The sequence below is a fragment of the Paenibacillus sp. ACRRY genome (genome assembly GCF_022346995.1).
GTDB lineage: Bacteria > Bacillota > Bacilli > Paenibacillales > Paenibacillaceae > Paenibacillus.
In genome coordinates, this window is record NZ_JAKRNM010000004.1 from 411,899 (window position 1) to 432,390 (window position 20,492).

22 protein-coding genes are annotated in these 20,492 nt (G+C 41.5%); 15 read left to right on the forward strand and 7 right to left on the reverse strand.

The features are described from left to right. Window positions 1–236 precede the first annotated feature (236 nt). Together MH144_RS17785 and MH144_RS17790 are read right to left on the reverse strand one after the other, a co-directional pair. A complete protein-coding gene (locus tag MH144_RS17785; RefSeq protein WP_239302611.1) occupies window positions 237–893 on the reverse strand; it encodes an NAD(P)H-dependent oxidoreductase in 657 nt (218 codons plus the stop codon). A gap of 222 nt (window positions 894–1,115) precedes the next feature. Next, entirely contained in the window at window positions 1,116–1,439 is a 324-nt protein-coding gene (locus tag MH144_RS17790) for a winged helix-turn-helix transcriptional regulator (RefSeq protein WP_239302612.1), read from the reverse strand. A gap of 147 nt (window positions 1,440–1,586) precedes the next feature. On the opposite strand from MH144_RS17790, the gene MH144_RS17795 reads away from it, so the two are divergent. From MH144_RS17795 to MH144_RS17815, 5 genes are all read left to right on the forward strand, one after another. Next, a complete protein-coding gene (locus MH144_RS17795; protein ID WP_239302613.1) occupies window positions 1,587–2,918 on the forward strand; it encodes an NtaA/DmoA family FMN-dependent monooxygenase in 1,332 nt (443 codons plus the stop codon). Between the two features lie 15 nt (window positions 2,919–2,933). Continuing rightward, complete coding sequence (locus MH144_RS17800) at window positions 2,934–3,947, forward strand: LLM class flavin-dependent oxidoreductase (protein ID WP_239302614.1); 1,014 nt, start codon at window positions 2,934–2,936, stop codon at window positions 3,945–3,947. Between the two features lie 387 nt (window positions 3,948–4,334). Continuing rightward, the gene (locus MH144_RS17805; RefSeq protein WP_239302615.1) at window positions 4,335–4,979 is read left to right on the forward strand and encodes a cadmium resistance transporter; all 645 of its coding nucleotides are present in this window, start codon (window positions 4,335–4,337) and stop codon (window positions 4,977–4,979) included. Window positions 4,980–4,987: 8 nt separating this feature from the next. Continuing rightward, window positions 4,988–5,233 carry a hypothetical protein gene (locus MH144_RS17810; RefSeq protein WP_239302616.1) on the forward strand — a complete coding sequence of 82 codons (246 nt, stop codon included), beginning with the start codon at window positions 4,988–4,990 and terminating at the stop codon, window positions 5,231–5,233. Further along, window positions 5,220–5,504: a hypothetical protein gene (locus MH144_RS17815; RefSeq protein ID WP_239302617.1), complete on the forward strand. Its 285-nt coding sequence runs from the start codon at window positions 5,220–5,222 to the stop codon at window positions 5,502–5,504. The genes MH144_RS17810 and MH144_RS17815 overlap by 14 nt, the downstream gene beginning before the upstream one ends. 136 nt (window positions 5,505–5,640) lie before the next feature. On the opposite strand, the gene MH144_RS17820 is transcribed toward MH144_RS17815, so the two are convergent. Then, window positions 5,641–6,660 (reverse strand): alpha/beta fold hydrolase, encoded by a 1,020-nt coding sequence (locus MH144_RS17820; RefSeq protein WP_239302618.1) that lies wholly within the window; start codon window positions 6,658–6,660, stop codon window positions 5,641–5,643. Window positions 6,661–6,804: 144 nt separating this feature from the next. Here MH144_RS17820 and MH144_RS17825 point away from each other — a divergent pair, with 144 nt between their 5' ends. From MH144_RS17825 to MH144_RS17840, 4 genes are all read left to right on the forward strand, one after another. Continuing rightward, window positions 6,805–7,707 carry a LysR family transcriptional regulator gene (locus MH144_RS17825; RefSeq protein WP_239302619.1) on the forward strand — a complete coding sequence of 301 codons (903 nt, stop codon included), beginning with the start codon at window positions 6,805–6,807 and terminating at the stop codon, window positions 7,705–7,707. Between the two features lie 94 nt (window positions 7,708–7,801). Beyond that, window positions 7,802–8,608 carry an aminoglycoside phosphotransferase family protein gene (locus tag MH144_RS17830; protein WP_239302620.1) on the forward strand — a complete coding sequence of 269 codons (807 nt, stop codon included), beginning with the start codon at window positions 7,802–7,804 and terminating at the stop codon, window positions 8,606–8,608. A gap of 253 nt (window positions 8,609–8,861) precedes the next feature. Continuing rightward, window positions 8,862–9,044, forward strand: coding sequence for a hypothetical protein (locus tag MH144_RS17835; RefSeq protein WP_239302621.1), 183 nt, complete (start codon window positions 8,862–8,864; stop codon window positions 9,042–9,044). Window positions 9,045–9,400: 356 nt separating this feature from the next. Beyond that, window positions 9,401–10,555, forward strand: coding sequence for a stalk domain-containing protein (locus MH144_RS17840; protein WP_239302622.1), 1,155 nt, complete (start codon window positions 9,401–9,403; stop codon window positions 10,553–10,555). Window positions 10,556–10,831: 276 nt separating this feature from the next. Here MH144_RS17840 and MH144_RS17845 read toward each other — a convergent pair whose 3' ends face one another. Then, window positions 10,832–12,478 carry an RNA polymerase sigma factor gene (locus MH144_RS17845; RefSeq protein WP_239302623.1) on the reverse strand — a complete coding sequence of 549 codons (1,647 nt, stop codon included), beginning with the start codon at window positions 12,476–12,478 and terminating at the stop codon, window positions 10,832–10,834. A 641-nt stretch (window positions 12,479–13,119) separates the two neighbouring features. Here MH144_RS17845 and MH144_RS17850 point away from each other — a divergent pair. Together MH144_RS17850 and MH144_RS17855 are read left to right on the forward strand one after the other, a co-directional pair. Next, window positions 13,120–13,296 (forward strand): hypothetical protein, encoded by a 177-nt coding sequence (locus MH144_RS17850; RefSeq protein WP_239302624.1) that lies wholly within the window; start codon window positions 13,120–13,122, stop codon window positions 13,294–13,296. 434 nt (window positions 13,297–13,730) lie between these two features. Continuing rightward, the gene (locus tag MH144_RS17855) at window positions 13,731–14,603 is read left to right on the forward strand and encodes an AraC family transcriptional regulator (RefSeq protein ID WP_239302737.1); all 873 of its coding nucleotides are present in this window, start codon (window positions 13,731–13,733) and stop codon (window positions 14,601–14,603) included. Window positions 14,604–14,919: 316 nt separating this feature from the next. Here the strand turns inward: MH144_RS17855 and MH144_RS17860 are convergent, their stop codons facing one another. The 3 genes from MH144_RS17860 to MH144_RS17870 form a co-directional block, all read right to left on the reverse strand. Continuing rightward, window positions 14,920–15,351, reverse strand: coding sequence for a hypothetical protein (locus MH144_RS17860; RefSeq protein WP_239302625.1), 432 nt, complete (start codon window positions 15,349–15,351; stop codon window positions 14,920–14,922). Between the two features lie 339 nt (window positions 15,352–15,690). Next, on the reverse strand, window positions 15,691–17,214 hold the full coding sequence (locus MH144_RS17865; RefSeq protein WP_239302626.1) for an exosporium glycoprotein BclB-related protein: 1,524 nt from the start codon (window positions 17,212–17,214) through the stop codon (window positions 15,691–15,693). Window positions 17,215–17,258: 44 nt separating this feature from the next. Next, entirely contained in the window at window positions 17,259–17,606 is a 348-nt protein-coding gene (locus MH144_RS17870) for a hypothetical protein (RefSeq protein ID WP_239302627.1), read from the reverse strand. 258 nt (window positions 17,607–17,864) lie between these two features. Here MH144_RS17870 and MH144_RS17875 point away from each other — a divergent pair, with 258 nt between their 5' ends. From MH144_RS17875 to MH144_RS17890, 4 genes are all read left to right on the forward strand, one after another. Beyond that, a complete protein-coding gene (locus tag MH144_RS17875) occupies window positions 17,865–18,236 on the forward strand; it encodes a GNAT family N-acetyltransferase (protein WP_343226067.1) in 372 nt (123 codons plus the stop codon). Between the two features lie 36 nt (window positions 18,237–18,272). Beyond that, entirely contained in the window at window positions 18,273–18,737 is a 465-nt protein-coding gene (locus MH144_RS17880) for an NUDIX hydrolase (RefSeq protein ID WP_239302628.1), read from the forward strand. 34 nt (window positions 18,738–18,771) lie between these two features. After that, window positions 18,772–19,737 (forward strand): helix-turn-helix transcriptional regulator, encoded by a 966-nt coding sequence (locus tag MH144_RS17885; RefSeq protein WP_239302629.1) that lies wholly within the window; start codon window positions 18,772–18,774, stop codon window positions 19,735–19,737. Between the two features lie 72 nt (window positions 19,738–19,809). Beyond that, on the forward strand, window positions 19,810–20,442 hold the full coding sequence (locus MH144_RS17890; protein ID WP_239302630.1) for a type 1 glutamine amidotransferase family protein: 633 nt from the start codon (window positions 19,810–19,812) through the stop codon (window positions 20,440–20,442). The last annotated feature ends 50 nt before the right edge of the window (window positions 20,443–20,492 follow it).

Below are 20,492 nucleotides of genomic sequence, written 5' to 3' on the forward strand. Positions count from 1 at the left end.
TTAGGGGATCAGGCTGTCGTGGGACAAAAACATATTCCGATCAGCGACTCATTAAGCTAACGGGAAACGATAGCTCAATATTTCAAAGAAAGCAGCCGATCAACTCGATCTGCTGCTTTTCTTCAACTAACGGGCAGGTTAGTATAATGAAGAAACAATGTAAACATTTATTTTTAATGCTGTGTATAGAATTCTTCTTACAGACAACTTGCTTTAGCTAGACTGCTTATAAATACTTAGTTAAATTTTTCATTTAAATGACCTTTGGCGGTGAGATGAGTAAGTAATCTAGCGTGTCCCAATTGTCCAATTTCCCCAAGTTTCCGATCAAAAATTTGATTGACGAATGCTGAAGCCTCAACCAAGTACTGTTGTCTCAGTTCATCACTTGATGTCGGCACGCGAGTAAAGTATTTTGTAGCAATATCATCGAATCCGACCATACCAAAGATATTATCCCAAAGGTATTCAAGCGTTCTATATTGGTTCACTAATTCGATATAAGGATCGTTCGCACCAAATGTAAATAGTGAGAACACTCTTTTTCCAGAAAGTAAACCGAGACCTTGATCATATGCAAATCCAGTAATGAATACTTTGTCAAAATATCCTTTAAGGAAACCCGGGATCATCCCAAACCATACAGGAGCTATCGTGATGATCGCATCGGCCCAAAGAATGTCATCTTGTTCGGCTTTAACAGCTTCTGTGTATACCTTAGTCTTGGCTGCTCTCAAATCTTCGGGTCTCATGACCGGGTCAAAGTTCATTTTCACCAAATCTTTAACCTTTATATTAGCTCCTCGAGCTTCTAACGTCGGAACAATTGTCTCTAACAATCCTTTGCAAAAGCTTCCGTCATATGGATGAGCATAGATTATAACTACATTCATTTTAAAACTCCTTCCTTGAATTGAATAACCACATCATGAACCAATTTAGTGATTTATAAAAGTACCTATTTTTTTGATAGATACTATTAAAAATGATAGTAAAGGTGAGTTTCTAAAACTAGATTAGACATAATACTTGCTTAAAACTATGTAGAAAAAAATCACCATACAAAAGAGCGAAAGACCTGATAGAGGTTCTTTCGCTCTTTTTATACGTTGATTTTATTCTTTTAGGTGCTCTTCGCCCCAGTCATACATATGACGTAAAATCGGCACAAAGAGTTTACCTAAATCCGTTAATGAATATTCAACCCGAGGCGGAACCTCTTTGTAGACTTCACGATGTACTAACCCGTCGTTTTCAAGTTCCCTGAGCTGTTTAGTTAACATCGCTTGTGTAATGTCTGGAAAGGTTCTGTGTATTTCTCCGAATCTTCGAGGTTCCTCCGAAATATACCACAACAACATCAATTTCCATTTCCCACCGATCAGTTGTTGAACTTTTGACAGTGCGCAACCGGGATCATATCGCTTATTGGATTCCAAATGACTTCACCTCATTACTATAATTACTCATTACTATCATTTTTAATAGTACCTATTACAAAACATAGTACTTGTTAAAAATAAGTGCAAGGCGTAATCTGATCATATCACAAGACACTACTTTTACAAAAGATGGAGGGTTGCTCTATGGCGTCAACAAAAAAAATGATTCTGGGCGCACAGAATGTTACTTATGGTTCTTCAAAAACTGCTTGGAAGATGAAAGGTGCAAACCCTTCTGCCTATATGGATTCAGATCACTTCATTCACATAGCCAAATGGGCTGAGAAAGGAAAGTTTCAGTTTCTTTTCATGGCGGATCACCCGTCATTACGAGATGATCTCACTTCAAATGTTCCATCAACGACAATTGATCCCATTGTTGTCACAAGCCAGATTATCCGCGAAACCAAACGAATTGGCGTTGTGCTTACACAATCCACGACGTTTAATTTACCCTACAATGTTGCCAGACAACTTAAAGCACTAGATGTGTTAAGTGGTGGACGGATTGGATGGAATGCAGTCACAACGAGCGATCCAATGATCGCAGCTAATTATGGGTCTAATGTTGCTGATCGAAAGAGCAGATATGAACGCGCACATGAATTTATTCAGATCGTGCAAGCATTATGGGGGAGCTGGGGTGAATCTGCTCTAAAACTCGATGTTAGCAACGGAATATTTGCGGACACTTCACAGATTCAACCTATCAACTTACAGGGGCAACACGTTGCTTCCCGGGGTCCACTTCCTATTCCCCCTTCTCCTCAAGGACAGCCGGTTATTTTTCAAGCTGGAGGCGGAAGGGAAGGACTCGAACTCGCAGCTTCTTATTCTTCTGGCATATATTCGATTGTTGACGATGTGGAGAGTGGGCGGGAACATCGTCAAAATTTAAATGACGTTTGTAGTGTAATCGGTCGCGACCCCGATGAAGTCAAAATTTTTATGGGCATAAATGTTACGCTTGGACAAACAAACCAAGAGGCATTAGATCGACAAATGGATAATTTGAATTTACACAATGAATATGTACTCGAAGAAAAATTGAATCATCTTTCCACCTTGGTGAGTGTCTCCATTCCCTACTCTCAGTTACAGCTTCCTTTGTCGGAAGAACTTCGTGCCAAATTGTACCCTCATCCGTATCAGCTTCATTCTAAAACTGCTGTTGAACGACTCCTTAAAGGAGAAACACCTTTTGAGGTAATCGCCGGGGGAATTACAGACTTTCATCGAAGTGTAGTAGGTACCCCTGAACAAGTTGCAGATCAACTGCAAGAGTTATTTGAAGCTGGTGCTTGTGATGGTTTTGTAATTATTAACGATAGATCCCATGATGGTTTACCTACTTTTGTTGAGAATGTCATTCCTATTCTTCAGCAAAGACAACTATTTCATGATGACTATGAAGGAGAGACGCTACGAGAACATTTGGGGGTGCCTTATCAATATGGCAGAAAAACTACACAATAAGGTGGTATGATGTAAATGATTAAACGATTATCGATATTAGATATGGCACCGGTCGATCTAGATTCCTCAGGTCAAGAAGCACTAATGAATACCATTAAATTGGCCAAAAAGGCTGAAGAATTCGGGTATTTTCGATTTTGGGTTACGGAACATCACAACATGCCATCCGTGGCTAGTGCCTCACCAGAGATATTAATAGCCCAGATTGCTGCAAATACAAAACATATTAGAGTCGGTTCCGGAGGCATCATGCTTCCCAACCATTCTCCTCTAAAAGTTGCTGAAAATTTCAAGTTATTAGAAACATTCAACTCCAAGCGGATTGATTTAGGAATTGGGCGTGCAGCCGGCACGGACGGGAGGACTGCATTAGCTATTCGACGTTCTCATCCGAATCCTCATGGAGGTGACAATTTTCAGGAATTACTCTATGAACTAATGGGATACGATAGCACATCAACACAATATGAAAGTCATCCCTTCCCAGATGTTGTAGCTATGCCTGAAGAAGTCGAACTGCCTCCAATCTGGATATTAGGCTCGAGTTTATACAGTGCTCAGCTTGCTGCTAAAGAGAAGTTGAATTATGTGTACGCTTATAACTTTAACCCTTCGGGAACTAAAGAATCCATTAATCAATACCGCAAACGGTATCGGGAGATGCATAAAAAAGAAGCTAGTGGGACGATTGTTGGAATATCTGTCATCGGTGCTGAAACAGCCAAAGAGGTGCAATACCTCAAGAGTCGTCTTGCGTTAAGATATTTAAAAGGCCTTGGCTTAAATATTGAGACTGATGTAAAAGACTTTGAAATTGACCAATTATCTAATGAACTAAAATACATGGTCAACAATTACTTGTCGACGATAATTATCGGTACATGGAGCGAATTGAAGCAACAATTAGATTTCCTTGCTGATGATTTACAAGTTGAAGAACTTATTATCTCGAGTTCTCAAGAAGGTCTTGGATCGCGAGTTAAACTATATGAGAAGTTAGCTGATATGTACGAAATAAAACGGAATTGAACAAGATACTGTTTATTAAAAACTATAGCTCATGCAACAAACAAAGCAGCTGACCAAGTGATCGCCTGCATTTGTCCAACTAACGGGTAGGTTAGTTTAATTATTGACAGACATGCTTAATGGATGGTATACAACTAATAACCGCATAATTAACCTCATAGGACGGGGGCAGTTTTCACCATTTATGGTGTTCGTAGTCAATCAGTGGTGACACTGATAATCAGTGCTGACACTGATTCAAACTGGGATTTAGGCCTATGTATGCTTTTGCATACATTAGGCCTTTTTTATTTGTCATTTAAATATACAGAATCATGAGAAAGGAGTAATCCCGATTATTTATGTGAGTAGTTGATTACAAAATCATGAGAAAGGTAGGTATTCAAAATGTTTACAACCATCATTTCATCCATTGTCGCGTTTGCCTCTTCAAACGTAGATGATATCTTTGTACTAATGGCATTATTTTCACAACTAAGGACAACTAAAGTTGAAGAAAGAGGAGAAGCCATTGCACTTTCTTCTGCGAGCCTAAACAGACGGCAGATTATAATTGGGCAGTATCTTGGCTTTAGTTCGCTTATAGCCCTAAGCATCATTGGTGCGCTCAGCTCGTTTCTAATCCCAGTACCTTGGATTGGCTTATTAGGTCTGGTTCCAATCTATTTGGGGTTTAAGGGGTTATTAAATCTTCGAAGTACTGAGTCAGATCATGATGATAAAAATACTTCTACAGCCGGGTCATTATTTGCAGTATCTGCAATTACTATTGCGAATGGCGGAGATAACATTGCTATTTATATACCGATTTTTGCTGGGCAGTCCCTAAACGCAAACATCATAACTTTAGTTGTATTCTTCATTATGCTGGCGGTATGGATTTTCCTGGGTTACAAACTTGTCAAAGCCCCAGTCATAGCAAAGGTTTTGGGGGAATATGGACACGTAGCAGTACCCGTTGTTTTAATTGGTCTAGGATTATTCATCCTGTACCATAGCGGTAGTTTAGGATTGCTTCTTTTTGTTCGATAGATAAGAGCATGGAACTAACGGGAAACGATAGCTCAATAAAACCAAGAAAGCAGCTGATCGTATTGATCAGCTGCTTTTGTTCAACTAACGGGCAGGTTAGTGAAGGTGAAATTATCCAAGTTACGAAAAGCATTATCTTAAGTACAATTAATTTATTGAATGAATATCGCTATTTATTAGGTGAGATAATGGATTTACTCAACGAAGAGTTTATACTTTTGAAGGAGAGTTTTGCTTTAAATGAACAACCTTAAGTTTTTTGTTTATCAAGTCATGGTATCATTTTGTGGCATTGCTGTTGATATTCTGTTTAGAGAATTTTTATATGAATCATCCTTTTTTAGTAATAGATTTATTTCAGCATTGATTGAGACGCCAATAAATATCATTTTATTATATTTTATGTTGAAACTATACTTATCTTTAACAACAACTAAATTAAGATATAGAATATTAATACATATAGCTGCTTTTATTGTCGGGACAATATTTGCAGGGTTAATGGGGAGTTTGATGGGCTTTTAAATTGTTTTTTGTATTCCGCTAACGGGAAACGATAGCTCAATAAAACCAAGAAAGCAGCTGACCAAAGTGATCCGCTGCTTTTGTTTTACTAACGGGCAGGATAGAAGAGTTTTGTGAATATAGGACAATTGACGTTCTATTCTTTCGTGTTAAGTGACAACAAGTGTTTTAGATTGTCATCAATAAATAGATTATCGGCACTGTTAATTCCACGACCGGCAAAATGGCCCCAGATCGATTGGATTGGTTTCAGGACAGCATTTGGTATACGCTTAGCTTCGTATTTATTATCGTCCGCTGTGCAGAAGAGATCCGTGCTTCCCGGCATGATACAGGCGAGAGCTTTTATACTCTGAAGTGCCTTATCAAAATCTCCGTTATAGGTAGAGTTGGCACTAATATCTGCATGCTGGCCTGTCCATAACATGGCCAGAACATTATGAGGATCCATATTCATAAAGCTATCTTCCCAGACACCAGCTACAAAATCCTCCAATGTGTCAAATCCCATCTCACGGTAAAGCTCTTCTCTATAAAAGGCATGTGATAGTCCCCATCCGGCATACACTCGACCAACGGCACGCATGTCTGTAGAACTTAGTTGGTTTAATTTACTTGAGTCGAAGCCGACTGCAGATAGCAGCGAAGCTTTCACGCCTTCCAGGACCACAAATGTGTGAGGCCATGGTTTGGCGATACCTCCAAAAGGTGCGATTCGTTCGACCATCTCCGGGTAACTTGCCCCCCATTGAAATGCCTGAATGCCGCCCATCGACCACCCGACGACGAGAGCAATCTTTTGAATACCGAATTTTTCGGTCAGCAGTTGGTGCTGGAATCGAACGTTATCATAGATGGTTACCTGTGGAAAGTTAGCCCGATCAAACGGAGGAGGCGTGTTACTGGGAGAGGAAGATAGCCCATTGCCCAGCAAATTGGGAACAATAATAAAATATTTCTCTGGATCGAGTGCCATTCCGCTGCCAATGAGCCATTCATTCTGAACATGCTGATCCCCAAAAGCCGTGGGATAGACAACAACATTATCTTTCTGTTCATTTAATTTTCCGTATGTTTTATAAGCAAGAAAGGCATTGGGTAACGTCACTCCTGATTGTAAAAGTACATCACCCAAATTAAAAATTTCATAGTCCATCGCATAGTCGCTCCCTTCAAAATGAAAAACCACATGTTCACTGTGATCTCTTGTGCTCAGTATAGTGCTGTGCTACTCTCAATAAAAGTGAATAGAATTCAAGATAGCATTCAATTAAATTGAAAGATGAAGGGGGAGCATCGGATGGAATTACGTCAACTGAATACGTTTTGTACGGTTGCGGCAACATTGAATTTCACACGGGCAGCTGAAGTTCTCAGCTACGTTCCTTCCAACGTCACGATGCAAATTAAAGCATTGGAAGATGAGCTAGGTGTTCGCCTCTTTGATCGGTTGGGCAAGCAACTCGCGCTCACCACTGCGGGTAAACGCTTTTTAACACACGCCAAAGGTATTCTTGAAAAAATGGACGAAGCCCGTAGTGCTGTCCATGATAATGCAGAACTAAGTGGTACCTTAACGATAAGTGCGAATGAGGTCATTTGCTCTTACCGGCTTCCACCTGTCTTCCAACGTTTTCGTTCGCAGCATCCGGGAGTTCGTCTAATCTTCCGCTCAGTTCCGAACCAAGAGCTCAAACAAACGCTCTTTGAGGGGACCACAGATATTGTTTATATGTTGGATGAACCCATTCGTTCGACTGGACTTTCCGTGGAACCTTTGCTGGAAGAACATTTTCGATTGTTAGCTGCTCCAGATCACCCACTCGCCAAACGAACGGTGCTTCAGCTCGAAGATTTTCACGAAGAAGTATTTCTGACGAATGAAAAGGGTTGTCCTTATCGAACGATGTTTGATCGATCATTTGAGAGAGAGGGCATTGATAGCATTACATATTTAGAGTTTCAAAGTGCTGAAGCCATTAAACAATGTGCAATTTCAGGAATCGGTATTGCCTTTCTTCCTGAGATCGTCGCGGAATCCGAAGTTGAACGTGGAGAACTTGTTGTCCTTCCATGGCAAATTCCGGACTTGCAGGTATATACACAGATGTTATGGCATAAAGACAAGTGGCTTTCACCAATCATGCTATCTTTCATAGAAGCAACCAGGGCAGTTTTTGGTTCACAGAACGGGAATCGTTAGCACAATAAGAGTAAAGGCAGCAGTCGGTCATTGTTCCTTAAAGAATAAAAAGATATCTAACCCAATTATCTAAGTGTAAAAAGGGGGAGACAAAGTGACTCAGGAAGAAGTATTGAAGGGTGGAAATGTGAATCACATTATACGAAAGGAGAATATGGTTCTCCGTCCCACTGGTTATTGGAGTCCGAGTGTTCATGAGCTGCTTGAACATTTAGAGAAGCAAGGATTTGAGGGGGCACCAAAATTCCTCGGAATCGACGACTCTGACCGTGAAATATTATCATTCATTCCAGGGGAAGTCCCGGGAAACGAGTATCCTGAACTTGAACCTTATATGTGGTCAGATGAAACGCTTGTGGGTTTAGCTTGTCTTTTACGCCGTTTTCATGATGCGACTGAAGGGTCTTCTCTCATGGGAAATGGCGAATGGCAGCTTAGTTATGCCGACGATCGTGAGCACGAAGTGATATGTCATAATGACGCTGCGTTGTATAACGTTGTTTTTCAAAATGAGAATCCTGTAGCGCTGATCGATTTTGACATGGCTGGCCCCGGTCCCCGCATGTGGGACATCGCGTATACCCTGTATACATCGGTTCCGCTTGCCAGCTTTCAGCCTAACCATTCCTCGGGAGCAACGGTAGTATACCAATCAGATTTACACTCTAGAGAGCGAAGTCGACGAATCCAATTGTTTTTTGAATCCTATGGAATTCCCATCCTTAATGAACTGTGTCAGTGGATTATTCAACGATTGACAACGATGTGTGATACGTTGAGGAATGGTGCTGCGGAAGGGAACTTGGCCTTTCAAAAAATGGTGGATGAAGGACACTTGGCTCACTATGAGAGCGAAATTCGATTTGTAGCAGATCATTTCAATGATTGGATTAAAAATTAAGTATTCTGCTAACAGGAAACTTTAGATTAATATAAACAGAGCGGCAGTTGGTCATTGGGATCGACTGTTTTTTTTATTGAGAAACCATTTATACAGCCTTGCTATGCTTCCATATACACCTTGGTTTTGCAGGAGAACAGCTTTGACTAAGAAAAGCTAATACTAAAGGCTATTAAAAAAGTTTTTTCGTCTACTGAACCTTTTCCCACACGGGAGCGAATTAAGATTTGTATCACGTTCAGGAGGGGCCCCCATGAATGATAAAGAGTTAATTCAATGGCTTGAAAAAGCAATATTAGGTGATGAGTCAGCTTTCCAGCTGGTCTATCAGGCGACTCACCAAGATGTCTATCGGACCGTAAACTTGATGGAACATCAGTATCAGTCGGGTTTTCATCTGTTTCATTTAAGAGTAACGAATTGGGATACGATTTAAGAAATGTTGATTCATCTACTTTTAAAAAAACTCGCCTTCAAAAATTAGTTGATTCGTATTAGGTCCGATTTGATCTAATTTTCTTGCTATCTCAGATTCCTTAAAGATACTTTGTTTATCTGCTCGCAAGAACAACTCATGGCGAGCATACAGGAGCCAAACTGTTTGCTGCCATCGACTACGAGACGGGTCATGAATCAATAACAGAAAGAAGGCAACGGATCAACTCGATGGGCTGTTCAACTAACGAGCAGAATACTTATCTTACTCTTCAATACAACTTTTCTTTGGAAAGTGCGTCTTAATCTAAACAACTATTGGCTAGTTTATACAGTGATTTGAGAGGAATGGTCAGAATGAAGAAATATCTTGCTGGATTATTAATTATTTTTGTCCTATGTTTGGGCTTACCAGGACAGGCTTACATGGAGGCGTCTAACCAACAGCCTTTGGCTTTTGAGGATCCCAATCTAGAGCAAGCACTTAAGTCATTATTGAATAAAAACGACGATGAATCCCTAACAAAAGAGGATTTAGAGTCACTGACGGACGTTCCTTTAGCGGGTAAAGGAATTAAGAGTTTGCAGGGTTTGGAGTATGCAGTCAATGTGACGACTTTGGATTTGAGTGACAATCAATTTGAGGATATTAAGCCCCTTGGGAAGTTAACGAAGTTGACAGATTTATCGTTATCAAGGAACCGGTTGAATGATATTTCAGCGCTAGCGGGACTAGTTAATCTAAATACGTTGTCCATAAGTTCTAACAAGATCACAGATCTAAAGCCGCTAGCAGGATTGGCTAATCTTTGGAGACTCGATGCTGCGAATAATAACATCAAAGATCTTACTCCGTTATCTAAATTAACTAACTTACTTTCTCTGGATTTATCATCTAACCTGATCTATGATTTGGAGCCGTTGAGAAATCTTCAAAGATTGTCTTACCTCTATTTGAAAAACAATCGAGTCTGGGATTTAGAGCCGCTCCAACAACGTGGTTTTTTACCGTATTATGATACAGGTGCATTCATTGAACCACTTGAACTGCAAAATAACTATTTAGATTTAACCAAGGGATCGAAAACATATAAACTATTTGTGAAAATGGCAGGAAATGAGTTGCCTGGCGGTCAGCGTAAGACACAGCGCTTGGTGATCGGCAGCACGACTGCTTATGTAGGAGACAGTGCTTATCGTATTACCGCAGCGCCATTTATTCAGACAGGACGTACCTATGTGCCGATTCGTTTCATCTCCGAGAAGCTTGGGGCAGCCGTGAATTGGAACCAGAGCACCAAAGAGGTAACGATTCAGAAGGATGGTAAAACGATTCGTTGGGTTGTAGGGAACAGGCAGGTAAAAGTAAACCAGCAAACGGTGATGCAAGATGCTCCTTTACTTCTGAAGAACGGCAGTGCGTTCGTTCCTGTTCGTTTTGTGGCGGAGCAGTTAAATACTTCCGTTGAATATATGGGAAGCAAGCATATGGTCGTGATTTTCAAAAATTAAGTAGCATAATGGAATTACGATAATATTTGAATATAAGGACGCAATGACCATGCTTCAAAACAAGAGTAAAGTATGCAGACCTTCATTAAACTAAATTAAAACGATAGCGTTAAAACAAAGAAAGCAGCTGACCAATGTGATCGGCTGCTTTTGTTCAACAAGCGGGTAGTTTTAATCATTTTCATACGTTCAGGAGGGGGATGTGGTGAAATAGCTATGTCCTAATCACATCATTGGACAGGCAGAGTGGAAAGACAGAGTTTTGTGTAAACCAACTTACTTGACCGGCCCCATCCAGGTTGAAATCGTCTTCTGCTGGTGCAGCAATGGCGGTTTCAACTTCCCGTTATCGATCAAATGCTTCAAAATATAAGCGACCAGCCGGCCTCCGCCGGTGTTGCCTCTTACCATGTAAGCAAGCTGCGGCTCCAAATGCTTCGGCTGATTTTGCAGGAACAGGTTGAGCATTTTGTCGTAGAGCTTGCCGACAGCAGGTGCATACAGAGCGGACAAGTCCGGCATTGCCTTGTTCAACTGATCCAACGTTTGCGGAGAGTCGATCCAAACCGCATTGAACTTGTACCCCTCCTCCGTCTTGCGGATGTACCCCTTCTCCAGCAGGAACGAATATTGCTCGGCGTTCTCTTCGTTGTCGGGCAGTTCCCCTTGTTGGAACGCATGACAAATCTCGACATTCCGGTATTCCAGGAAACGCCAATCCGTTTCGCGGTCGCTCCAGTACGTATTGAATTGCCACAAGTATAAGGGAGTGTCTTCGACGTAGCGGAGAGACGGACCGAAGGTGACGTAACTACTCATATCAAAACCTGGATCGGTATAGTGGCTCCGATTTAACGCTGCATAGGCAATATATTGACCTCCATCCTTTCGTATTGGTGCGACTGCGTCGAAGTTTTCGCCTGCTGGCATGCTCCGCCAAGATTGCTCCTCGATGTTCTTGGGCAGCAAGGTCCAGAGCAGGAAGTTATAGTCGCCGTCCGGAACGTACACTCCGCTATCCTCAACTTGCCGGCGAACTTCCATTAACGCGTCAAAATGAACATCAGCCACTTCGGCGGCGCAATCTTGCCAAAATTGATGACCGGCTACGGCCAATTCGAAGAGGTCCCAGATGATGGTGTTGCTTTGATATTTGCCGGGAGAGGTTTGGATGAGAAAATTGTAATCGGCCAGGTGTCGGACTTCGTCTTCCAACAAAGACGGCGGCATACCCAGTTCCTCCGCGATTTGATGTACGGTCCGCGCCTTGTGATAAGCCGCGTAAACGATATTTTGCGCCAAGGCGCGTCCAAGAAAATCGTTGGTTTCGCCCAAACTGCCGGCCGAACCGGAATGGCCCATTTCCCCCATGCTGACCGGATTGACACTTAAAGTTCCTGTTGTACGCATACGTTTCATCCCTTTCCGTAACTTCTTTTTAGCCTCGCTCAAATGCCACTTCACCGTGCCGACAGGAATGTTCAGAGCAATCGCGATATCGCCGATTTTAAGCTCATCGTAGTAATGCATGACCACGATCCGGCGATGGATGTCGGACAGAAACGCCACTTCTCGGCGCAGCTCGCGTGAAGCTTCGGTTGCCAGCAGACGGTCAAGCGGTTCCCGGGAAGGGGCGGCAGACAGTTCAGACATGCCGTTGATTTCGATCGCTTGGGGAGCATGCGCACGCTTATTCAACCAATTTACCCAAGTGTATCGGGCAACCGTCCAGACGTAAGCGTCAAGGCTTCTAATGTCCCGCACCCCAGAGAAGGATTTCAACAACTGCAGCATAATCTCCTGAGCCAGATCCTCCGCCTCGGCACGTTGCTTGACCCGGTTTAAGGCAAAACCGAAAATCGGTTTGACATAGCTCCGAATCGCTTCCGCCGCTTCTTTTTCGTTTTTACCAATTGAATCCATTTTTGCCTCCATAGTTGCATCTGTAATTCCTGACATTTATATAGTGTGCCAGGCGAAATAAAGGTTGGGATTATTTTTAAAAAAATTTGGACGTCCTACCGGATCACTCATACATGTATAAATACAACCATCATGAGTAGGTCTTTAAATGGTTAAAGAAACGTTATGAACTTTTTGTTAGACAAGATGAAGATTACTTTAGATCTAAAGGTCTCACTTTTAGTATATAAAGATACTTCTTTTCCGTTCAACTATAGGAAGATACGAACTAGGAGCACGAGCCGAAGTTCTTCTGCGGATACTTGGGGTACTCCTTCGTTCCTTAGTTAGTCAGGAGTTGTCTTGATTAATTATTCAAATGCATAATAGAGGTTCATTAGACTAACGGGAAACATTAGTTCAAGCAACGGGCAGGTTAGTTTACATTAATGAAACTGATACAACAGTAGAAGTACATATAGTAGTTAATAGTTGATAGTAAAACGCTCTTGTTTTAATTAAATCTCTGCTAATTTCTTGATTATCCATACTTTTCTCGTACATATTTTATTTTGGAGAGATCTGAAACCTCTAAACTTTAAATTCGTAAAAATAGGAATATGATAATAAAATTACCTATAAAAGGAATAGGGGTTGAAGAAATGAAAAGAGTATTAACCGTTATATTATATCCATTTATTATGGGGTTAGGAGCGCTTAGTGGGGCTTCGTTTGGAGGAGATTCCAGTAATGGTGTTCGGTTCATAAGGGATGTAGTTACAGATCGCAGCTATGACGGGCAAGATCTTTATGAAAAAATAGAACACAGAAGTACATAAATTACTTTCTTTAATATTTATGATTACTATAGTCGCTGGTAATCCACCCAAAGTACCCAAGCACATCACAGAGTGAAAAGATTTCTCCATTGAATTAAATTAACGTAGAAACGATAACTTAATATAACCAAGAAAGCAGCTGACTTCAATGTTCGGCTGCTTTTAATTTAATTAACTGGCAGGTGAAATCAAAGAACAGTTTGCCACACCACAGCAGTTGTTTCTCTTAAGGTATCGGTAGCGCTCTTTTAATATGTATTCATATTAAGTTAAATATCAGGGGATTGTAATCGGTTACGAATGGTACATACTAAAGAATTACTAATCCTCTCATTTACCACTTAAGTTTCTAGACAAAATGGAGCACTTCTAAACAAGAAGATATTCAACTGTTCTTTTACACTGTAGTAGAAAGGAGGCGTGAGATCGTGGAGATGCTTAAGTTGCTTCGTCAATCCATTGATTATGTGGAACAACATCTGCACTTGCCGATTGAGATTGAGGATGTTGCTAGGTCAGCAATGACTTCAAAATATCATTTTCAGCGCATGTTTCATGCAGTAACCGGTGTGACTATAACTCAGTACGTGAGGAATAGGCGGCTTACGCTTGCGGCGCATGAGTTAGCGGGAACGGATTGTAAAGTCATTGATGTCGCGCTTAAGTACGGTTACGACAGTCCGGCGGCATTTACGAAAGCTTTTCAACGGATGCATGGGGTTACACCTCGTGCGGCTAAGAAAATGAATGTGAGACTTAAAGCATTTCCTCGAATCTCCTTTCAAGTTCAAATTAAAGGAGAAACCGAGATGAATTATCGAATCGTGGAGGAAATGGAATCAACGGTATTTGGTAAGAACGTTTCTATCCAAAATGATGCCTACAAGGAGATACCCCTGTTTGTGGAGGACATTTGGAAGAATGGTATTCATGATCGGATTAACGAGTTGGTAGGGAGACCAGCGGGATCACTGCTGAACGGTTATCATTATGACTTTAATGAGGATGGTTCAAAACGTTATTTGATGGGAGTAGAACTACCGAATGGACAACAGGTTACGGATGAATTTAACATCCTTCATGTTCCTAGTCAAACTTATGCGGTATTTGAGTGTAGGGAGGAGATACCGGACGAGGTGGAAATTGGATTGGGTATTTTGAATATTTGGAAACGTATCTATTCCGAGTGGTTCCCCTCGACGAATTTTGAACAAGTGGAAGGGCCATGTATAGAGAAATATTATTGGGTTGATGATAGGTATCAAAATTCAATCTGTGAGGTATGGATTCCGGTTAGAAAGAAGTAGAGATGGTTTCTCCGTGGTTCTTGGTCACCATTATGTGGTCACTTTTTAATTAATTTAATCATTGGCAAGTGATTACAGGATTAAACCAATTATTATTCAACTCCAATCATCCTTCTTTAAAATAACGGAATACATTAGTTCAATAGAATTAAGAATGCAGCTGATCAATGTGATCGGCTGCTTTTGTTCAACTAACAGGCAGGTTAGTTGAAATAAAGAAATAAAGATAGCTACTGAACACATTCTTATTATATTTGTTGAAATTTTGTTAACTTAATTTTGGGTAATTAATAAATAAAAAAAGCCCTTATAAAATCTAAGGACTTTTTTTACTTCTGTTACCAATAGTGTAGGTGTATGTTGCAGAAGATTCGTTATCAGAATCTTCTAAAAGAACTTTCCATGATGTGTTGGCCCCCTGTGCCCAAGATCCTGGCCTCTGGCCTTTTTCATCAAAATTATCCTCCCAAACTTGTTGGGTTACATACTTACCATTAACAAGTTTTTGCCATGTTACAGTAAAATTATGTCCCGGCTCCCCATAAAAATCATAATAAACAGAGCTCCAACTTGTCTCTATAACGGAAGAAATATTATCAGTATCGAGAATCTTACTTTTTGTTTTTTCAACAAGTTGGACTGAGTCTGCAGTTGCATTCGGTATTTTGGTAGCGGTGGATGCGGCATTGGCTGTCGAACTAATAAGCAGAATTAAAATAACAATTGAAGCATTGAATATCTTTTTCATAAGCGTCATTCCTCTCCTAATAATTAGTACTACTATTTATTAGTAATAGGATGATCCTAACCCCCCTTTTGTATACCTCCTTTTTACTTAGGAGCATAGAAGAGTACTATGATATGTTTGTATTAAACTAACGAAAAAGGATCAGTTAAATTTTCAAATCGTTAAGCTAGCGGGGAACGATAGCATAATAAAAATAAGAAAGCAGCTGACCAATGTGATCGGCTGATTTTGTTCAACAAGCGGCAAAATAGAGCTTGTATGCTCATACACAGACAGAGACCTCTCGCCATAATCGGCGAGGGGTCTCTGTTTCTTGATTTGATATTAGGCTGAATTTCCTTAAGTGATGGTAAGACCGCCGCTTGCATATCCAGCCAACGTTGTAGCAACGTCAATTCCCGCTGTTACTGATGCGGAGAACACCATGAGCAGGCGGTCACCGGCAGCTACCGGAATGCTCAGTCCTGTTGTCAATCCGCTGGATATTGTGCCCAGGGCCAAGACCCCGGTCAATGGAGGCGTCAAGGTTACCAGTGCACCCGGTACAGCTGTAAAGGAGTTATTAGGTGTAGTGGATCTGAATAATTGTGCAGTTATGGTTACTGTAGATCCAACCAAGCTAAGTCCAGCTGTTGTACTGAAATAAGCGGCCAGTGAAGTAATCGTTCCTGCACGCGATGCGGAGAAAGCAAAGTTCAGCAGGGTGCCTGCAGCGCCTGTGAGATCAATGATTCCTCCATTGACACTTACACCTGTAGCACTGTTGCCAAATCCAACTAAACTGGAGGTATTCAAAAGTCCCCCTAATACGGTAGTCAGCGCAACTGGAAGTCCGGATGCATAAGGAATGATAGCTCCAGCACCAGCCGTTCCAGTAGCCCCGGTAGACCCAGGAGCACCTGTCGCACCCGTGACACCGGTTGTGCCCGGAGAACCCGTCGCACCTGTTACTCCGGTAGACCCAGGAGCACCTGTCGCACCCGTGACACCAGTTGTGCCTGGAGAGCCAGTCGCACCCGTTACTCCGGTAGAACCTGGGGAACCCGTCGCACCCGTGACACCGGTTGTGCCCGGAGAACCCGTCGCACCTGTTACTCCGGTAGAGCCTGGAGCCCCCGTCGCACCCGTGACACCGGTAGCCCCCGGAGAACCCGTCGCGCCCGTTACTCCGGTAGAACCTGGGGAACCCGTCGCGCCTGTTACTCCGGTAGAACCTGGGGAACCCGTCGCTCCCGTTACTCCGGTAGAACCCGGGGAACCCGTCGCTCCCGTTACTCCGGTAGAACCTGGGGAACCCGTCGCGCCTGTTACTCCGGTAGAACCTGGGGAACCCGTCGCACCCGTTACTCCTGTAGAACCTGGAGAACCCGTCGCGCCCGTTACTCCGGTAAACCCAGGCGATCCCGTTGCACCCGTGACCCCGGTAGCCCCGGGAGAACCCGTCGCACCCGTGACACCAGTAGCCCCCGGAGACCCTGTCGCACCCGTTACTCCAGTGATGCTTGGTACTTCACCCAGCAACTCGGAAGAAACCAACCGATGGGCTGTTACCAAAGAGCCTGTGCTGCTCTTACCCCATACGGATACTTGAACTGGATCATTAACTGTCCCCGTTGTTGTAAAAGTAAACTCGAATGCATCAAAGTTGGCAAAATAATTGTTGGTTATTACTTGATTCGGTGCGATGTCAAAAGATTCACTGACATACAAAACCCTCAATCCACCATTCATGTAATACCCTTGTATTTGTACCGTGGAAGCTGTCACATCGCTGCGATTATCGATTCTGACAGTAACCGACTGAGTCGGTCTTACACCATTCACAGCGTTATTTTCTATCGGCCCTGTCGATAAAAAGCTCATCGCTACATCTCCTTCTTATGAGTAGATTTATCTGCTCGATATTCTTAACTGTTTTTTTCGTGATCTACTACACGATGTGCATCAACCAATTGTCCGGAGGCTTGTTTGCCCCACACTGAAATACCTACCTCTTCCACACCTTCCGTGCTTGTTTCAAAAACAAACTCATAAGCATCTAAGTCTGCATAATAATTTCGGGTCACTGCTTCGTTAGGGGCGATACTGATTACTTCGCTCACATACAGTGTTCTTGTTGTGCTAAGCACATACCCCTGGACAGATACAGTTAGAGAGTCCGCAGCACGACTGACCAATCTAATCGTAACCTGTTGTGTCGGTCTAACCCCGGAAACGGGATTGTTTTCTATCGGCCCAGTAGATAAAGTAGCCATTTTTCCCATCCCACCTTCTATGACCTCATACTCTAGAGGTAGTTTTCATTAAGCTAAATACAGTAATATTCAGACACTAAACAAGCGGTGTGGATTAAACACCGGGTCAGTTCATCCATTATCAATCATCCCTAAGCGATTGAGCAGAATAGCTTCGTGATGTGGTACTCTGAAATTGGAATAATTTACTTAACGGAGGTCATTAAAATTGTCCATGATATTTCCTGACATCGTTACAGACAGGTTGAAGCTGAAGACATAATAAGTTTTCATCTGGAGGATGCGGGTTGCCGCTGGGGGATTTTCAGCAAAAGCAACGCGGAGTTAATTGGAACTTGTGGCTTCCATTGCCGGGTTCAAGGCGAACAACCTAGAGCTGAAATCGGATTTGATTTAGCCCGGGAATATTGGGGAAGAGGAATCATGCAAGAAGCATTGAAGCCGGTTATCGATTTTGGATTCAAAGAGATGAGCTTGGATTTCATAGAAGCTACGGTTGAGCAGGATAATGAAAAATCAATAAACTTGCTGCGAAAACTAAATTTTGAACGAGAAACAGAATTAAGAGACCAGTTGATATATTTTTTCTTACTTCGAGAACATTGGGGAACGGAAGGTAAGTTCGGATGAGGTAGATTGATTTTCAGACTATGGAGGTTTTTTAGCGTGACTCAAAACGGGATTGTATTGGTTGTGAGTGTCTCGATAATACATGGAGATAAGGTGCTTATGATCAAAGAAAACAAAGCAACTGTTAAGAATACGTGGAACTTCCCGTCAGGGAGAGTCGAATATCATGAAGATATTCTAGAGGCGGCACGTCGAGAAGCAAAGGAAGAAACCGGGTATGATGTTAAACTTACAGCCACTACAGGCATTTACAATTTTATGAGCAGCACAAATCATCAGGTTATTTTATTTCATTTTATTGGTGAAATCATCGGTGGTTCTCTTCAGTTAGATACAGCGGAGATCATTGATTCGAAATGGATAGCACCTGCGGATTTGTTAGTCCCAGATTTTCTGGAGCTCCGCGATAAAGAAGTTATACAACGGATCACCCAAAATTTGATCTCTCAAAAGGAATACTCGTTATCCTTATTCAACAGCTCTCTGGAGAACATGGTTTAAACTAACAAGAGAATTTATATAGAGGTGGAATGACATGCCTAAAATAGACAACATGCTAGCCATTCTATGGATGCTTCGATCAGGTGAAAAAATTACTGCAAAACAAATCTCGGAAAAGTTAGAGATGAATATAAGGACTGTGTATCGTTATATTGATACCATTTCAACAAGTGGTGTACCTATCATTTCAGAACCAGGACATAACGGTGGATACACTTTAATGAACAATTTTATTGAAGCTCCTCTTTTTTTTGATGTTGAGGAGCAAACTTCACTATTTCATGCTGCAGTTTTTGCAGAAGAAGCCGGATATTATGGAGGTGAAGCACTAGATAGGGCCATTTCAAAACTAAGTAAATACTCAAATCAAGAGCAGGAAACCAAGATAAACCAACATTTAACTAGTCTTGAAGTCATAAGTCGATTAAGTTCACGCTCGATGCAGCCTTTTTTGAAGGAGTTGGAGCAGGCCGTAGCAGACGGGTACTCAGTAAAAATCCTCCACCATAAAAGTGGCAGAAAGCAAATACATGATAGATTGATTGATCCGTACAGACTTATCTATTGGAATAATAAATGGTATGTGATTGGATTTTGTCATCTTAGGAATGATATCCGTAGCTTTAGAGTAGACCGAATTGAAGATCTAATGCTAACCAAAAATAAGTTTGACCAGCCAGAACATTTTTCAGCACGTGCCTTTTTTATGAAAAACTTTCTTCCAACTATAGAAGATAAGGAAGAGATTATTTCTTTGGTTATTCATGGGGATACAAGTGTATTAGCTGATATTTGCCAACATTGGTTTTTAGGACATTATTTGCAAGAGCGGACTTCAAATCAAGCTGTATTTCATTTTGAGAGAGATATGATACATACATATGTACCTTATTTCCTATTATCGTACGGTAAATCTATTCGTATTATTGAGCCAATCAGCCTTAAGAAAAGAATGATTGAGGTTTTGTCGGAGTTAATAAATTTCCATCAAAATGGATGACTTCCCTGACGCTAGTTGTCAGTGAAGTAGTGTTACAGTTGGCTATATCAATTGTGATTGGAGTGTTGATGGATGCAAACGAAAAAAGTTTTTCTATATGTATTTAATACGATGTCGGACTGGGAATATGGATATTTAGTTGCTGAACTGAATTCAGGAAGATACTTCAAAAAAGATGTAGCACCTATAAACGTAATTACAGTAGGAGCTAATAAAGAAATGATTACTACGATGGGAAGACTGAGCATAAAACCAGATATTTCCCTTGATGAATGTACACTTGAGAGTGAAGATCTTTTAATTTTGCCAGGAGGGACTACTTGGAATGAAGAAATTCATCAACCTATCTTGGAAAGAATTGGCCAAGCTTTAGAGCTTGGCACTATTGTTGCTGCCATTTGTGGTGCAACGGACGCCCTTGCGAATAGGGGATACTTAGATACTAGAAAGCATACAAGTAATAATTTAGAGTACACTAAAATGGTATGTCCAAACTATAAAGGAGAAAGGTTCTATGAGGTGGGACCTGCGGTATCTGATGTGAATTTAGTTACTGCCTCAGGAATAGCTCCTCTAGAATTTGCGATGGAAGTACTGAAAAAATTAGATGTTTTTGCACCAGATACATTACATTCATGGTATTACCTGAATAAGACTCATCAACCTGAATACTTCTTCCAGTTAATGAATTCAATAAATAGCTGAGCTGAAAAATCAACTTAGCAGTTTTGTATTCGTTCAAAAAAATACTAAAG

Excerpts from the sequence above, each read along its gene's own strand:
- MH144_RS17850 (WP_239302624.1), top strand. The coding sequence starts at position 13,120 with ATGAAAAGAGTATTAACCGTTATATTATATCCATTTATTATGGGGTTA.
- MH144_RS17815 (WP_239302617.1), top strand. The coding sequence starts at position 5,220 with ATGAACAACCTTAAGTTTTTTGTTTATCAAGTCATGGTATCATTTTGT.
- MH144_RS17840 (WP_239302622.1), top strand. The coding sequence starts at position 9,401 with ATGAAGAAATATCTTGCTGGATTATTAATTATTTTTGTCCTATGTTTG.
- MH144_RS17865 (WP_239302626.1), bottom strand. The coding sequence starts at position 17,214 with ATGAGCTTTTTATCGACAGGGCCGATAGAAAATAACGCTGTGAATGGT.
- MH144_RS17825 (WP_239302619.1), top strand. The coding sequence starts at position 6,805 with ATGGAATTACGTCAACTGAATACGTTTTGTACGGTTGCGGCAACATTG.
- MH144_RS17820 (WP_239302618.1), bottom strand. The coding sequence starts at position 6,660 with ATGGACTATGAAATTTTTAATTTGGGTGATGTACTTTTACAATCAGGA.
- MH144_RS17860 (WP_239302625.1), bottom strand. The coding sequence starts at position 15,351 with ATGAAAAAGATATTCAATGCTTCAATTGTTATTTTAATTCTGCTTATT.
- MH144_RS17785 (WP_239302611.1), bottom strand. The coding sequence starts at position 893 with ATGAATGTAGTTATAATCTATGCTCATCCATATGACGGAAGCTTTTGC.
- MH144_RS17795 (WP_239302613.1), top strand. The coding sequence starts at position 1,587 with ATGGCGTCAACAAAAAAAATGATTCTGGGCGCACAGAATGTTACTTAT.
- MH144_RS17810 (WP_239302616.1), top strand. The coding sequence starts at position 4,988 with ATGGAACTAACGGGAAACGATAGCTCAATAAAACCAAGAAAGCAGCTG.
- MH144_RS17890 (WP_239302630.1), top strand. The coding sequence starts at position 19,810 with ATGCAAACGAAAAAAGTTTTTCTATATGTATTTAATACGATGTCGGAC.
- MH144_RS17885 (WP_239302629.1), top strand. The coding sequence starts at position 18,772 with ATGCCTAAAATAGACAACATGCTAGCCATTCTATGGATGCTTCGATCA.
- MH144_RS17835 (WP_239302621.1), top strand. The coding sequence starts at position 8,862 with ATGAATGATAAAGAGTTAATTCAATGGCTTGAAAAAGCAATATTAGGT.
- MH144_RS17800 (WP_239302614.1), top strand. The coding sequence starts at position 2,934 with ATGATTAAACGATTATCGATATTAGATATGGCACCGGTCGATCTAGAT.
- MH144_RS17855 (WP_239302737.1), top strand. The coding sequence starts at position 13,731 with ATGCTTAAGTTGCTTCGTCAATCCATTGATTATGTGGAACAACATCTG.
- MH144_RS17870 (WP_239302627.1), bottom strand. The coding sequence starts at position 17,606 with ATGGCTACTTTATCTACTGGGCCGATAGAAAACAATCCCGTTTCCGGG.
- MH144_RS17805 (WP_239302615.1), top strand. The coding sequence starts at position 4,335 with ATGTTTACAACCATCATTTCATCCATTGTCGCGTTTGCCTCTTCAAAC.
- MH144_RS17845 (WP_239302623.1), bottom strand. The coding sequence starts at position 12,478 with ATGGATTCAATTGGTAAAAACGAAAAAGAAGCGGCGGAAGCGATTCGG.